The following is a 16,170-nucleotide window of genomic DNA, read 5'->3' on the forward strand; positions in this document are numbered from 1 at the left end:
ACCTGTCCCGAGACTATATCAAGGGTTTATGCCATCTCTGACAATGATGGAAACTCCTCTCAATGTACACAGCTTATCGTGGTCAACGATGACATTGCGCCCGTATTAACCGTTCCGGCAGACGTTGCCAATGTGGAATGTGATGCTGTGCCTGCAGTGGGAATCGCAACGGCTACAGACAACTGTGATGCCGACGTGAGCGTTACCTACGATGGCGAGGTCAGAACCGACGGAACCTGTGAGGATACATATATCCTGACAAGGACCTGGACCGCCACTGACAACTGTGGAAACGCAACGACATTGTCGCAGACCATCAACGTCCAGGACACTACGCCACCTACTATTGACACTCAGGCAAATAATTTAACGGTTGAGTGTGATGGTGCAGGTAATATTGCAGACCTTAACAATTGGTTAAATTCAAATGCTGGAGCTTTTGCTTCCGATTCTTGTGGCAATGTTACATGGTCTAATGATTTTTCTGCACTTTCTGATGGATGTGGGGAAACTGGTTCTGCAACTGTAGTCTTTACTGCCACAGATGATTGTGGAAACACGTCCACAACGTCTGCAACGTTTACCATCGAGGACACAACGGCGCCAACTGTACCTACTAATGAAAGTTCTACAGTTCAATGTCTATCAGATGCTGTTCAGCCTAATGCTCCTATAGTAACAGATGTATGTAATGGCATCATTACACCAGTAATTACTGCCGGTCCAGATCCAGTTTGTGAAGGCACTAAAGTTTATACATTTACCTATACCGACTGTGCAGGAAATGCATCAGTGTATACCTATACTTACACCATTGACCTTAATGCATTTATATTGCCTGAAAATGGAGCAGAAACTATTGATAATTTAGCTGATGCTGTGGAACCAACTCCACCTACCGTCACAGATAATTGTGGAAATATTTTAACTCCTTCAGCGCCAGAAGTTACTGAAACACCTGATTGTCAAGGGACTATTAAATATACATTTACATATACAGATTGCGCCGGTAACACCGCTGATTGGACTTATACTTATACAATTATCTTAGCGCCATTTACAGTTCCTGCAAATGAAGCTTCGACTGTAAGTTGTATTGCTGATGCTGTGGTTCCAACTCCTCCTACTGTATTTGATGCCAACGGTAATGAAGTAGTTCCTATCATGACCGAAAATGATGATCCAGTATGTCAAGGAGATAAAATATATACATTCACGTATACTGATTGTGCGGGCAACACTGCTGATTGGACTTATACATACACGATATATGATGATATTGCTCCTATAGCACCTAATGCTCCGGCTAATATGACTTTTGAGTGTATTGATGATGTTCCAGTAGCAGGAAACCTAACTGCTGTAGATAACTGTTCTGGTAACATTACCGTTGCTGGTGTAGATAGTGTAGATAGTTCAAATCCCTGTAACGTAATTATTACTCGTACTTGGACATTCACAGATAATTGTGGTAATTCAAGTTCTGTTGCTCAAGTCATCACAGTTACAGACACAATTGCTCCGGTAGCTCCAAGCGCGCCTACTGATATGACCTACGAATGTATTGATGATGTCCCATCAGCTGGCAATTTAACTGCTGTAGATAACTGTTCTGGTAATATTACCGTTGCAGGTGTTGATAGTGTAGACAATTCAAATCCTTGTAATGTGATTATAACTCGTACTTGGACATTCACTGATAATTGTGGCAACGCAAGTTCTGTTAATCAGGTTATTACAGTTAAAGATACAACAGCGCCGGTATTGACAAGTGAATTAGATACTGAACTGAATGTAAGTTGTGCTGATGTTCCAGATGTTCCTAATTTGAAATTTGAGGATAATTGTTCGTCAAATGTTACTGTTGACTATAGTGAAACCAATACGTTTGATGAAAATATCTTAACAGATTATGAAATTGTAAGAACTTGGAAAGTCAGTGATGCCTGTGGAAATGAAAACACATATACACAAACACTGCATGTTGCACTTGATGAAGTTGTTACAGAAATAATTGCAGAAGACAGATGTTATGATGATGGTGTAGTTGACTTAAATCAATACTTGCAGGTACCAAACCTAAATGGTGTTTGGGAAATGGTTGAAGGTGATCCAGCAGCAACTCTCGATGGTCATATTTTCAATCCAACAACATTAGAGTTAAGTATGGATTTCCTCCCAAAAGACGGTGGAATAGATTATCTGTTCAAATACACAACAACAGATAGTGGTTGTATAAGCATTACCAATGTGTCCATGAATATCAATGCAGATTGTACGGTATTGCCTTGTGGAAGTGAAGATGTAGTTATCTCAAAAGCCATAACGCCTAACGGTGACCAATGGAATGAAAACTTTAAAATAAGTGGTGTTGAGCTATGTGGTTTTGTTATGGAAGTCAAGATTTTCAACCGTTGGGGAGCCTTAGTGTATGAATCTGATAATTATCAAAATGATTGGAATGGTAAATCAACAAGTTCTTCTTTAGGAAATGCTGGTACCGTACCAAATGGAACATATTATTACATTGTTATCTTAAAAAATAGTGGATTGGCTCCATTTACAGGCCCAGTTTACGTTGGAACCAAATAAAACTTTAACCTATGAAACTTATTAAACATTATATAATAGCTTTTGCGTTGTTTAGTTGTACGGTAGGAATTGCACAACAGTTGCCGCAATTCACACAGTACATGTACAACACAATCTCGATAAACCCTGCCTATGCAGGTAGTAGAGAGGCTTTAAGCATTGTTGGTTTACACAGAAGTCAGTGGGTTGGCTTTAAAGGAGGTCCCATTACGCAAACACTCTCAATCCACACGCCTTTAAGAAATGATAGAATTGGATTAGGTCTTTCTTTTATTCAAGATGATTTAGGCCCAGAAAATTTTTCTTATTTATATGGTGATTTTTCATATAGTATCCCAACGGGAAGATCCGGTAAACTGGCTTTTGGTTTAAAAGCAGGATTTACACAATACAGTCTGGATTCCGATTTTTTAAATGACCCAAAAGTATCTGAAGATGATTATTTTAAAGGATACAGAAACAGGTGGGCACCAAATATGGGAGTTGGATTGTATTATAGCACCAATAGATTTTATGCAGGTTTATCAACACCTAGAATTTTAAAAACAGATAAGAACAAAACTGATGGCTATGAAGCTTTAGAAAGATTGAGTTATTATCTTACCTTAGGATGTGTTATTGACTTGAGTAAAAGCATCAAATTTAAACCTGCTGGTTTAATTAAAGCAACCAATGGTGCACCAGCATCTTATGATTTAACTGCCAATTTCTTATTCAATGAGAAGTTTTGGCTAGGTGGTTCTTACAGAATCAATGAGAACACTGCTGCTTTTGGTGGCTTGGTTGATTTTCAAATATCAAGACAATTACGCATAGGTTATGCCTATGAGAAACCAATTTCTGATATTGCGGCCTATACCTCTGGCACACATGAGATTTTGTTGATTTATGAGTTTAAATTCTTAAGTTCAAAATTAAAATCGCCAAGATATTTTTAATTGAAAACAATCAAATTGTAACCATTGCAATAGCATTCTTAAATTGAAAAATTTTTAAAACAGATGAAAATAAAAAACTACATACTAGTTTCAATTGTACTAATGATAAGTTTGTCTGCATTCCCTCAACAAGGAAAACAGAAACGAGCTGATACATTGTTCAATAAATTCTCATTTGTAAAAGCAGCAAAAGTATATAGAGAGCTTATTGACAATAATTACAATAAAGATTATGCAACCAGACGTTTGGCTGATTGTTATGCGTATTTAAGAGATCCTAAAAATGCCGCTAGATATTACAAAAGTGTTGTCAAACAAGAAAATGTTCCTATTGAATATTATTATAGTTATGCCCAATCTTTAAGAGGTATAAAGGACTACAAAGAATCGCGCGTGTGGTTACAACGGTTTAAAGATTCTGGAGGAGTTGTTAATACCAATGATTTTGAAAAGGATGTCAATTTCATTACAAGCGTTTTTAATGCAAAACAACAGTATTTTTTGGATAGAATACGGTTCAATTCAAAGTTCAGCGACTTTGGTGCTTTTGAGTTTAAAGGCAAAATATATTTTGCGTCATCAAGAGACGAGGGTGTTTCGGTTAAACGCCTTTACGGCTGGAATGAACAACCGTTTTTGGATGTATATGTAACGGATGTAGGAAGCAAAAAAGTAGATCATACTTCCAAACTAAAAGGTGATGTAAATACCATATACCATGACGGTCCGGTTACCATCACAAAAGATGGAAACACCATGTATTTTACCAGAAACAACTACAAGGAAAATATAGAAGGCAGGGATAAAAAAGGGTTGATCAATATGAAAATATACCGTGCAACCTTAAAAGATAGCTTATGGACAAACGTTGAAGATCTTTCCATAAACAGTGATGACTTTTCTAACCAACATGCAGCTCTCAATACCGATGATACCAAACTCTATTTTTCTTCGGATAGACCTGGAGGATATGGTGGTTCTGATATTTATTATGTAGATATAAACCCAGATGGAAGCTTAGGAACACCCGTTAATGTTGGAAATATTGTAAATACAGACAAAGCAGAAGGATTCCCTTTTATCAATAATGAAGGCACTCTGTTTTTCTCTTCTGATGGACACCAAGGCTTAGGATTATTGGATATCTATGGAACCATTAAAGGTGATAACAATGAAATTGTTGACGTTATAAACTTAGGAATTCCAATCAATTCAAATAAAGATGATTTTGCCTTTACCATGAATCCTGATGGCGTTACGGGATACTTTTCATCAAACAGACCAGGTGGTCGTGGTGATGATGATATTTATGGCTACCATAGGGTTCCTACGCTACAAGTTGAAGGTGTTGTAAGTGATGCCATCAATACAAAGCCAATTGCAAATTCTGTGATTACCTTATATGATGACAAAGGCAACAAGATTGCCTACATGGTAACTGATGAAAATGGTTACTATCAAATTAACATTGACAGAAATAAAGATTACAAAATTGTAGCTAGCCAGAAAAAATATATTGATGATTACAGAACATTTACATCAAAAAACTTACAAACTGAACTGACATCAATTACCGCAAATTTATTATTGAATCCTGTTCAGGATGTTGTTAAACTAGCCGAGTTAAATACTATTTATTTTGATTTTGACAAGTATGATATCAGGGAAGATGCCGCTAAAGAACTGGACAAAATAGTGTCTATGATGAAAAACGACTACCCAGATATGGTCATTCGAATTGAATCTCACACAGATTCAAGAGGAACACGGTCTTATAATGATAAATTATCTATTGACAGGGCCAATTCAACCTATGATTATCTAATATCAAAAGGTATCGATCCTTCTAGAATTGTAGCACATGAAGGTTTTGGGGAACGCCGTTTAACAAATGGCTGTGAAGATGGCGCTAAATGTGAAGAAGAACAACATCAATTAAACAGACGTACACAATTTATAGTTGTAAAAATGGAATAATTAGTTATGAAATAAAACTAACCTGCTTTTAAAAAACCAAAGTGTTTTTTAATTAAAACAATACCCCCATGAAACCAAAAAAACACATATTAATTTATATAATTTTGCTAATAAATGCTGCCTTATTTGCTCAATACGGAAAGCAAAAAAAAGCAGATGCCTTATTCAATAAATTCTCGTTTGTAAACGCTTCAGAAGTTTATGAAACACTTCTGGAAAAAAACTTTAACGCCGATTATGCTGTAAGACAGTTAGGTGACTGCTATGCCTACATGCGAAATCCAGACAGTGCAGCTGTTTATTACAAAAAAGCTGTTGAGCAAAACAATGTTCCAAAAGAGTATTACTACAGATATGCGCAGTCTTTAAGGGGTATTAAAGACTATAAAGAATCACGTGTTTGGTTGAAAAAATTTAAAGATGCTGGCGGTGAACTGAATAATGAAAAGTTCATGAAGGATGCTGATTTTATTACAACCATTTTTAATGCTAAACCACAGTACTTTTTAAAAACGGTGAATTTTAATTCAAAATATAGTGATTTTGGAGCTTTTGAGTATGGTGATAAATTATATTTCACTTCTTCAAGAGATGAAGGCGTTTCAACCAAACACACCTACGGATGGGATGGGCAGCCCTTTTTAGACGTTTACGTTAAAGACAAAAATGATAGTGTTAATGTCATCAATCATAAATATAAACTTAAAGGAAAAGTAAATTCAGTATATCATGATGGTCCTATTACAATCACCAATGATGGCAAAACCATGTATTTTTCAAGAAACAACTTCAACAAAAATACACTTAACAAGGATAAAAAAGGTATTAGCAATTTAAAGATTTACAAAGCGACACTTGTTGATGGCTCATGGACCAATATTGAAGATTTACCTTTTAACAGTGATGAATATTCTACAGGACACCCTGCATTAAATAGTGACAACACTAAACTGTACTTTGCTTCAGATATGCCTGGTAGTATTGGTGGTTCTGATATTTATTATGTTGATATAAATTCGGATGGATCATATGGCTCTCCAAAAAATTTAGGAGATATAGTCAATACCAAAAAAAACGAAGTATTTCCTTTTGTTAATAGTGAAGGCACCCTATTCTTCTCTTCAGATGGTCATCAAGGATTGGGACTGTTGGATATTTTTGCTGCAATAACAGATAAAAATAATAACATAACAGGCGTTTTGAATCTTGGTGTTCCAGTTAATTCAAGCAAAGATGATTTTTCATTTTTCATGAATACGGATGGCACATCAGGCTATTTTGCTTCAAACAGAGATGGTGGAGTTGGCAGTGATGATATTTATGCTTATAACCGATTACTGCCACTGAAATTAGAAGGAACAGTAACCGATGCAATCAACAACAAACCAATTGCAAATGCAACCGTTAGTATATTTGATGGTGGTGGCAACAAAATGGCAGATTTGGAAACTGATGCTGACGGCTACTATGAAATTAATATTGACAGAAATGCTGATTATAAATTATTAACCAGTCACCAAAAATATGAAGATCAGTCCAGATTAATAACCTCTAAAAACATTGATAAGACTGCTAAGCGTATCTTAGCTGATTTTTCATTAAATCCTCTACAAGATGTTGTGAAACTAGCCGAATTAAACACGATTTATTTTGGTTTTGAAAAATATGACATTAGAAAAGATGCCGCATTGGAACTTGACAAAATAGTTAACATGATGACCAATATCTATCCCAACATGATTATTAGGATTGAGTCACACACAGATTCTAGGGGAACAACAGCATTTAACGATTGGTTATCCCAAAAACGAGCAAAAGCTACATTTGACTATTTAATTTCCAAAGGTATTGATCCTTCTAGAATTACAAAATATGAAGGTTTTGGTGAACGCAGATTAACCAACGGCTGTGATGGAAGTGTACCTTGTACAGAAGAAGAACATCAATTAAACAGACGTACTGAGTTTATAGTCATCAAAATGAAATAAAAATTAAAGTATTTCAAGAAATTATAGAAAAAAAACAGGTATTTAAATACCTGTTTTTTTATTGGTTGGTTAGCTATCAATACTTTATTACAAGATTGGTATAAAGAATATCATGGTAAATATATACTATTGAAAAATCATTTTCATTAACAAATGTTAATATAGCGCTTTTAATCCTTTCCGTATCCTACTTAATTGAACTGGTGTAATACTTAAATACGATGCAATATGGTATTGTGCAATCAATAAATCTATATCAGGAATTCGTTTTCTGAGCTCTAAATAACGTTGTTTGGCATCAAGTGAAATCAACTCAAGCTGGCGTTCTTCATATTGCATAAAAATATGTTCCACTATTTTGTTATATAAATTACTGATAACAATATCCGTGTGGCAAAGTTTAATCAACTTAACATAATCAATTTCATACACCTTGCAGTCCGTTAAGGTTTCATAGTTTAATTTTGATGGTTTATTTTTTATCAAGGCCGTAAATGATCCTACAAAACAAATAGGCATAAAGAAATTTTTATTGAACTCTTTTCCACTCTCTGTACTAAAGTAGACCCGCATTAAACCAGAAACAAGCATGTAGATTTTAGTAGGTGTTTCGCCTTCTTTAGCTATGAGTGTATCTGCTTTGATGTGTTTAAACGTAGAAATTCCTTTAAGCTTTTCAAAAGCATCTTCAGAAACATCGATAAATGTGTTTAAAAATGAGAGATTTGGATTCAAACTATTGTCACAAAATTAAAGCAATTAAGAAGGACGTTCCAATATACATTAATTTCTGAACAAAAGAAACCTAAAAACGATTTTTGATTATTTAATTAACTAACACATAAGATTGTTTTGCAATTTCCAGTTCCTCATTTGTTGGAGCAACTAAAATTTTTACTGAAGAACCAGGAACACTAATATCTCTTAACGTATTGCCGCGTACATCGTTTTTTCTGTGATCAAGATGTAATCCTAAAAATTCCATGTCTTCACAAACAATTTTTCTGATTACACTACTGTTCTCTCCTATTCCAGCTGTAAAAACAATGGCGTCAAGTCCATTCATAGCTGCTATATAAGCACCAATGTATTTTTTAATTCGATAACCGTTCATGTATAAAGCCAATCGGCAAGTTTCATCGCCTTCAGCCGATTTTGCCTCTATATCACGCATATCACTAAATCCTGTAAGTCCCAGCATACCGCTTTCCTTAAGTAAAATATCTTTAACTTCATCTGCTGAATACCCTAATTTGTCTATCAGGTAGAAAATCACGGACTGATCAATATCGCCTGCACGCGTTCCCATTATGAGTCCGTTAGCAGGTCCAAAACCTAAAGAATGGTCCACAGCCTTTCCGTCTTTTACCGCTGAAATACTACAGCCATTTCCTAAATGGACCGTGATTATTCTTGAATATGCTGCCTTTTCGCTTTTTAAATATTCAATTGACTTTTCAGAAACATATTTATGACTGGTTCCATGAAAGCCATAAGCCCTGATATCATAATCTTCCAAAAATTTGGTTGGAATGGCGTATTGATATGCTTTTTGCGGCATGGTTTGAAAAAAGGCCGTATCAAAAACCGCAACCTGCTTGGCATGAGAAAACACCTTTTCGGCAACCTCAATCCCTTTTAAGTTATGCGGGTTGTGCAAAGGCGCCAAGGGAACCAAGCTTTTTATCTTTTCTTTTACTTCTGGAGTCACTTCTACGGTTTCAGAAAACGTTTTACCTCCGTGTACCACTCTATGTCCTACTACATGAATACTATCTTTATCTCCTATGACACCAAATTCTTCATTCAATAATAAAGCGGTTATTTTTAATAAACCTGTTTCATGATCAGGAATATCAACTTCTTGAGTCAATTTAAAATCTCCAGATTTATAACTTATTAGCGCGCCATCTAATCCAATACGTTCTACCATTCCACTGGCCGCCACAATTTCCTCTGGCATTTGTATTAATTGATATTTAATTGATGAGCTTCCTGAGTTGATTACTAATATGTTCATTTTAAATTCCTTGTGCCTGAATGGCTGTAATAATAACTGTGTTAAATATGTCGTCTACGGTACAGCCTCTACTTAAATCATTTACTGGTTTATTCAATCCTTGTAGCATAGGGCCAATGGCCAATGCTCCAGTTTCTCGTTGTACTGCTTTATACGTGTTGTTTCCCGTATTCAAATCCGGAAAGATCAAAACGGTGGCCTGTCCAGCAACTTCAGAGTTTGGCATTTTGCTTTTGCCTACACCAATGTCAACAGCGGCGTCATATTGAATAGGTCCTTCTATTTTTAAATCCGGGCGTTTTTGTTTGACAATTTCAGTTGCTTTTCTAACCTTGTCAACTTCTTCCCCTTTTCCTGAAGAACCAGAGGAGTATGATAGCATGGCGATTCTTGGTTCAATTCCAAAGGCCATACTGGATTCTGCTGATGAAATGGCGATTTCTGCCAACTGCTCTGCATTGGGGTTTGGGTTGATAGCGCAATCACCAAATACAGACACCCGATCATCTAAACACATAAAAAATACTGAAGAAACAACCGATACAGATGGTTTCATTTTTACAAACTGTAAAGCAGGTTTAATGGTATGCTGTGTTGTATGTGCTGCACCAGAAACCATACCGTCTGCCAATCCTTTATAGACCATCATGGTTCCAAAATACGATACATCGTTCATTAAATCTTCAGCAATATCAATGGTAACACCTTTGTTTTTTCGCAATTCAAATAAGGTATTTGCAAAATCCTGTGAGAATTCAGATTCCAAAGGATTGATAATATTTACTTTATTGATATCCAATTTTAAACCTAATCTGTGAATTGTTTCAGTAATTTGGTCTTTATTGCCTAAAATGGTCAAATCAACAATGTCCATTAAAACCAATCGTGCGGCAGCTTCAATAATCCTATCATCGTTACCTTCAGGAAGTACAATATGCTTTCTTGATTTTTTAGCACGCTTTAATAAGTTATATTGAAACATTCTAGGCGTGATGCCTCTTTGAGTGAATGTCACTAATTTATCTGATAATTCATCAATATTACAATATTTATCAAACGTGTTTAAAGACATGATGATTTTGTCCTTATTTTCTGCATACATATGAGAGCGTACAGCACCTATTTTATTGGCCGCATCAAAAGTGCCATATTTAGATGACAAAATAGGTACAATTTGTTGCAGACCGTCAATAAGCTTAACAATAGAATCCTCAGGTAACAAACCGCCGGTCAAGACTATACCAGAAATAGATGGATAATTACTAGAAATATTAGCTTGTAACGCACCTAAAATAATATCGGCTCTATCACCAGGTGTAATAATCAAACAATCTTGCTCCAACTGGGTTAAATAGTTACGCAATTGCATAGCACCAACTTTAAAACTACTGGTTTGATTATTGATGAAATCCTCACCAAATATAATTTTTGCATCAATGGCTTTAGCTATTTCTTTAACTGTTGGATTTTTTAATGCCGGAATTAAAGGAATGGCATTAACAATAACATCTTTAGGTAAATTTTGCTCAACACCTTCAATGATTATCGGTATGTTCTTTTCTTGAACTTTATTGGCTATGACAGCTAATACCTTTACTTCCTTTTCCTTGAAAGAATCATAGGCCAAGTGCAATCCACCAATAAATTCATCAAGGGTCTTGCCTATTCCACTTGATACAATAATGGCTGGGATACCTAAGTTTTTGGCTATTAAAATATTGGCATCCAATTCTATGGCAACACCTTCTCCAGAAAAATCGGTTCCTTCAACCAACATGAAATCATTTTTATCCTCAAGGGCCTTGTATTTTTCAATAATGGTATCAAAAATTTCACCTTCTTTTCCAGTATTTCGCTTGTTTATAAATTCAGAACGCGTAAAGGCAAAAGCCTCTTCTGGTTTTATATCCAACTCAAAATGCGTTAATATGGTATTGATATGGTTATCAATTTTTTCTTTTGATTCGTCATCAATTATAGGCCTGAAATATCCTACTTTTGGGGTCTTTCCTAACAACATTCTCATAAGACCTAAAGCGACTATTGATTTACCACTATTAGGCTCACTGGTTGCTATATAAATAGCTTTATTCATTTGTACTAATTTTGTACAAATGTACTCTAAAATTTTTATTGAAATAAATTTTTAACGCCCTAAAATCAAGGGTTTTGCGCTTTTTTTTAAATATTTTTTTTGAAATTTTTATATTGAATTTTAAAATGATTTTAATCATATTTTGTAAGTTTTTTTTCGATTAAAAAATATGGTTTCGTCTAAAAAATATCTTGTATTTTTACTGTATGAGTTTACTTATTATTAACATTAAAGAACTTCTTCAAGTTAGGGATCAACATATCCTACAAGTTTCTGGAAAAGAAATGGGAATACTCCCAACAATTAAAAATGCTTTTCTATTAATAGAAGATGATATCATTAGGGATTTTGGAAGCATGGATAATTGCCCAAACAAAACACCAGATAGAATAATTGATGCTCAAGGCAAAATGGTATTGCCAACTTGGTGCGATTCCCATACGCATATTGTTTATTCTGGCCATAGAGAACAGGAATTTGTGGATAGAATCCATGGTTTAAGCTATGAAGATATTGCCAAACGTGGCGGTGGTATCTTAAATTCAGCAAAAAAGCTTCAAAAAACCAGTGAAGATGACCTTTATGAACAATCCATCAAACGCGTAAAAGCGGTCATTAAAATGGGAACAGGTGCCCTGGAAATTAAATCGGGTTATGGGCTGACCGTAGATGCTGAATTAAAAATGCTGCGTGTTATAAAACGAGTACAAGACAATTTCCCAATACCAATAAAATCCACCTTTTTAGGAGCACATGCATTACCTTCAGAATACAAGGATAACAAACAAGGTTATATTGATTTAATAGTCAATGAAATGCTTCCTCAAATTTCAAAGGAACAGTTAGCGGATTTTATTGATGTGTTTTGTGAAAAAGGATATTTTAATCTTGAGGATACTGAAATCATTTTAAATGCTGGAAAGCAATACGGATTGACTCCAAAAATACACGTCAATCAATTTAATACTTTTGGTGGCGTAGCCTTAGGTGTTAAACATCATGCACTTTCTGTTGATCATTTGGAAGAACTCAACGCCGATGATATAAACAGCCTTATAGGCAGTCAAACCATGCCAGTGGCACTTCCGTCGTGCTCATATTTTCTAAGTATTCCCTACACACCTGCCAGAAAACTTATTGACGCTGGATTGCCTCTTGCGCTAGCATCAGATTACAATCCAGGTTCAACACCTAGTGGCAATATGAATTTTGTTGTGAGTACGGCATGCATAAAAATGAAAATGACTCCAGAAGAGGCTATTAATGCAGCCACCATAAATGGCGCCTATGCCATGGGATTGGCTAATGAAGTTGGCAGCATTACCAAAGGCAAAAAAGCTAATGTAATGTTAACCAAAGCTATTCCAAGCTACCATTACCTCCCATATGCTTTTGGCGATGACCATATAGAAATGGTCATCATTAATGGAACACCAATCAATTACTGAGTTTTTGTAAATAAAAAAAGCCCGAAAGATATTTTTCGGGCTTTTGTATAAAACTCTTATAAATTATTTAAGCGTAAATTCAGATTTAGAAACTAATCCTTTATTGTTATAAACATTAACGGTGTAGCGTCCTTTTTCAAAATCGTTGTCTCCTTTTGAAGCAACAAATTCGCAAATATCAAGACTTTCATTTTCATAGTTAAATTTGCTAACAATACTGTAGTTAATAGCTGTATCACCAAACATAACTTGCTCATTGGCTCCAAGTGTGTTGTTTTTTGGATCTATTACTTGAACATAAAGTTCTTGGTCTCCAGCTTGCGCCAACTTGTTTTTTGCAACTGTAAAGCATACCCTGATTTTATCACTTCGGCTTGCGCGTTCTGTTGGAATCAATTTTCCAGAGGTTCTTTCTATAACACCAAACCCTTTTAAACCAACGGTTGTAAGTGCAGAAGCATCTTCCATAACTTCAGTTAAAGCTGTGTTTTGAACCAATAAAGAGTCTGTAAACATAGTTCTCTCTTCTAAACGAACTCGTGTGCTATCCAAAGAAGTCGCTAAATATGAGTTTTGAACTCTAAGTGAATCATTTTGTGCCAATAATTCGTTCATTTCTTTTTGTAGTGATACATATTTTTGCTTGTATCTCCAAAGGCTTTTCACATTGGTTTCAGAAATTTTCAATGAATCAATCAAACCTTGTATACGAGCTCTAGCTTCAACTAAATTTTGATTGGCTACGGTGTTTTCACTAATGGCATCATCATATTGCTTTGCCATGGCATTAAGGTCATTCATGACCAATTGTTTTTGCTCAGTTAAGTCTTTTTGAATTTTATGACTGCTTTGGTACAAATTCATTGTATAAAAAGCTGTTCCTAAAAAAAGGACTAAAGCAATCCCTAACGCTACTTTTAATCCTGTTCCACTTTTACTATTTTCCATAATTACCTGTTTTTAAATTGTTTTAGAGTTTAACGATTTTTTTAATTTTTATAGTTATTGTTTTTAATGTTGTGAATAAATAAAACTGTATTTTTAAATATTCAAAAACTTATTGCTTCAATGGACAAACTGGTTTTATTTAACAATTCAGATCTAAAAAAAACACTAAATAAACGTTCTGGTGAATCTAAATTTGGTGAACATATAAAAACATTATCATCCATTTCTAACATATACGAACAACTTGAAAATTTGGATGTTAGCTATGTGATAATTGGTTTACCCGAAGATATAGGTGTTTTTGCAAACCACGGAAAATCAGGTACTTGCAACACTTGGAGTGCTGTAATAAAATTTCTTTTGAATATTCAAAATAATGAATTTACAAAAGCCAACAGGGTTTTAATACTTGGCTATCTGGACTTTACAACGGAATTATTAAAGGTTTCTAAACTGAATCCGTCCAAAAAAAAGGATGTTTTAAAAGCTAGGAAAATTGTAAAAAAGATAGATACCTATGTAACATTCATTGTTCAACAAATAGTGAAGGCAGGAAAAAAACCAATTATTATTGGAGGAGGCCATAACAATAGCTACGGAAATATTAAAGGAAGCGCTTTAGCCTTTGGATACCCAATTAATGTGATAAACCTTGATGCCCATACCGATTTTAGAGCGGAAGAAGGCAGGCACAGTGGAAATGGGTTCTCATATGCTTTTACAGAGGGCTTTATGAGGAACTATTTTATTTTTGGAATCCATGAGAATTACACGCCTGATGTTGTTTTTAAAAAAATAAATAAGATAAAATCTATTACATATAACACGTTTGAATCACTCGAAATAAGGAACGAGGTGAAATTCAAGGATGAGTTAAACAGAGCTTTGGAACATGTCAATACCACTTCATTTGGAATAGAAATTGATTGTGATGCCATTGAAAACATTTCAAGCAGCGCCATGACACCTAGTGGATTTAGCGTGACAAAAGCTAGACAGTTTGTTGACTTTTTTGGTAAAGAGGATAACGCTTGTTATTTACATATTTGTGAGGCCATTGCAACGCCAGAAAACGAAAGTCAAATAGGCAAATTAATCACTTATTTAATCACTGATTTTATAAAGGCTAATTCGCATTAAGCGCCCAATAATCCATGGATTTGGGCATATTGTAATAAAACAATGGTTCTGGTATCATGGATTTCCCCATTATTAAGCATTCTAACAGCTTCTTTAAATGGTATTTCCAAGACTTCTATATCTTCATGTTCACTCTCTAAACCACCGCCTGCGCTCACTTTCATATCATCTGAATACTCTCCAATAAAAAAATGCATTTTTTCTGTCATAACTCCGGGCGACGAGTAAGCTTCATATACTTTTGTCACACTTTTAAGCCTATACCCTACTTCTTCTTCTGTTTCCCGTATTATACAAGCTTCTGGGTTATCTTTATCCAACATGCCCGCACAAATTTCCAATAGAAAGCCGTTTTCATTATCATTCATATAAGTAGGCATTCTGAACTGCTTTGTTAAAATAACGGTTTGTTTTTCAGTGTTGTACAGTAAAATTCCGGCGCCATCACCTCTGTCATAACACTCACGCACTTGGGTTACCCAATCACCATTTCGCATCATATAATCAAACGTGATTTTATTCAAGGTATAATATTGTTTTGAAAGTAATTCTATTTGTATATTCTTAACAGACATGATAACTAAATTTATTTCTTGCAATTTCCATAAAAAAAACTAACTATAAAATTAAAGCTACGGAATCACTGAAATAAAGCCTTGAATCCGTTTTAATTAAATGATTTAAAGATGTATAGGTTTTTATTTTTAGTTTAATGAATAAAAAGTTTATATTTGAATAGCTATTAATCTTAAATAAAAAATGCACATCAGTTATCATATTTTCTCGCTTCTATCCTTTGCATTAATAGATCAAAGTGATATTGTAACCATGCTTATAATTGTTGTTGTATTTTTTTCTATTCTTCTGCTCCTAGGTATCCGAAAATCTTATAAACTCAAAAAGGAAAACGAACGTCTTGATAAAATAAGTGAGGAAATGGCCAAGCAAAAAGAAGAATACAAAGACTTCACTGAAGGTCATATGTACGGAAATAATTAAACACCAATAAGAAAGCCTGCAAAAT

General features: G+C 34.7%; 12 protein-coding genes. 7 read left to right on the forward strand and 5 right to left on the reverse strand.

Annotated features, from left to right (window positions below; all coding sequences use genetic code 11):
* The 4 genes from IEW94_RS15910 to IEW94_RS15925 all read left to right on the forward strand — a co-directional run.
* The coding region (locus IEW94_RS15910) for a T9SS type B sorting domain-containing protein (RefSeq protein WP_188654906.1) at positions 1-2,592 on the forward strand (2,592 nt) is incomplete at its 5' end.
* 11 nt (positions 2,593-2,603) lie between these two features.
* Positions 2,604-3,530 (forward strand): PorP/SprF family type IX secretion system membrane protein, encoded by a 927-nt coding sequence (locus IEW94_RS15915; protein ID WP_188654908.1) that lies wholly within the window; start codon positions 2,604-2,606, stop codon positions 3,528-3,530.
* A 63-nt stretch (positions 3,531-3,593) separates the two neighbouring features.
* Positions 3,594-5,507, forward strand: a complete 1,914-nt coding sequence (locus tag IEW94_RS15920; protein ID WP_229669557.1) for an OmpA family protein — start codon at positions 3,594-3,596, stop codon at positions 5,505-5,507.
* A 68-nt stretch (positions 5,508-5,575) separates the two neighbouring features.
* Entirely contained in the window at positions 5,576-7,495 is a 1,920-nt protein-coding gene (locus tag IEW94_RS15925) for an OmpA family protein (RefSeq protein WP_188654910.1), read from the forward strand.
* A 156-nt stretch (positions 7,496-7,651) separates the two neighbouring features.
* On the opposite strand, the gene IEW94_RS15930 is transcribed toward IEW94_RS15925, so the two are convergent.
* The 3 genes from IEW94_RS15930 to pta all read right to left on the reverse strand — a co-directional run bounded on the left by IEW94_RS15930 (position 7,652) and on the right by pta (position 11,610).
* Positions 7,652-8,230 carry a Crp/Fnr family transcriptional regulator gene (locus IEW94_RS15930; protein WP_188654912.1) on the reverse strand — a complete coding sequence of 193 codons (579 nt, stop codon included), beginning with the start codon at positions 8,228-8,230 and terminating at the stop codon, positions 7,652-7,654.
* 91 nt (positions 8,231-8,321) lie between these two features.
* The gene (locus tag IEW94_RS15935; RefSeq protein WP_188654914.1) at positions 8,322-9,515 is read right to left on the reverse strand and encodes an acetate/propionate family kinase; all 1,194 of its coding nucleotides are present in this window, start codon (positions 9,513-9,515) and stop codon (positions 8,322-8,324) included.
* 1 nt (position 9,516) lies between these two features.
* A complete protein-coding gene (gene pta, locus IEW94_RS15940) occupies positions 9,517-11,610 on the reverse strand; it encodes a phosphate acetyltransferase (RefSeq protein ID WP_188654916.1) in 2,094 nt (697 codons plus the stop codon).
* A gap of 206 nt (positions 11,611-11,816) precedes the next feature.
* Here pta and hutI point away from each other — a divergent pair, with 206 nt between their 5' ends.
* Complete coding sequence (gene hutI, locus IEW94_RS15945; RefSeq protein ID WP_188654918.1) at positions 11,817-13,058, forward strand: imidazolonepropionase; 1,242 nt, start codon at positions 11,817-11,819, stop codon at positions 13,056-13,058.
* 63 nt (positions 13,059-13,121) lie between these two features.
* Here the strand turns inward: hutI and IEW94_RS15950 are convergent, their stop codons facing one another.
* On the reverse strand, positions 13,122-14,006 hold the full coding sequence (locus IEW94_RS15950) for a DUF8428 domain-containing protein (protein ID WP_188654920.1): 885 nt from the start codon (positions 14,004-14,006) through the stop codon (positions 13,122-13,124).
* A 120-nt stretch (positions 14,007-14,126) separates the two neighbouring features.
* Here IEW94_RS15950 and IEW94_RS15955 point away from each other — a divergent pair, with 120 nt between their 5' ends.
* Positions 14,127-15,146: a formimidoylglutamase gene (locus IEW94_RS15955; protein WP_188654923.1), complete on the forward strand. Its 1,020-nt coding sequence runs from the start codon at positions 14,127-14,129 to the stop codon at positions 15,144-15,146.
* Here IEW94_RS15955 and IEW94_RS15960 read toward each other — a convergent pair.
* Positions 15,143-15,721 (reverse strand): NUDIX domain-containing protein, encoded by a 579-nt coding sequence (locus IEW94_RS15960; protein ID WP_188654925.1) that lies wholly within the window; start codon positions 15,719-15,721, stop codon positions 15,143-15,145. The two genes, IEW94_RS15955 and IEW94_RS15960, sit on opposite strands and share 4 nt — an antisense overlap.
* A 184-nt stretch (positions 15,722-15,905) precedes the next feature.
* On the opposite strand from IEW94_RS15960, the gene IEW94_RS15965 reads away from it, so the two are divergent.
* Positions 15,906-16,145 carry an FtsL-like putative cell division protein gene (locus IEW94_RS15965; protein ID WP_188654927.1) on the forward strand — a complete coding sequence of 80 codons (240 nt, stop codon included), beginning with the start codon at positions 15,906-15,908 and terminating at the stop codon, positions 16,143-16,145.
* Positions 16,146-16,170 lie beyond the last annotated feature (25 nt).

It is taken from the genome of Yeosuana aromativorans (genome assembly GCF_014646655.1).
Classification (GTDB): domain Bacteria; phylum Bacteroidota; class Bacteroidia; order Flavobacteriales; family Flavobacteriaceae; genus Yeosuana; species Yeosuana aromativorans.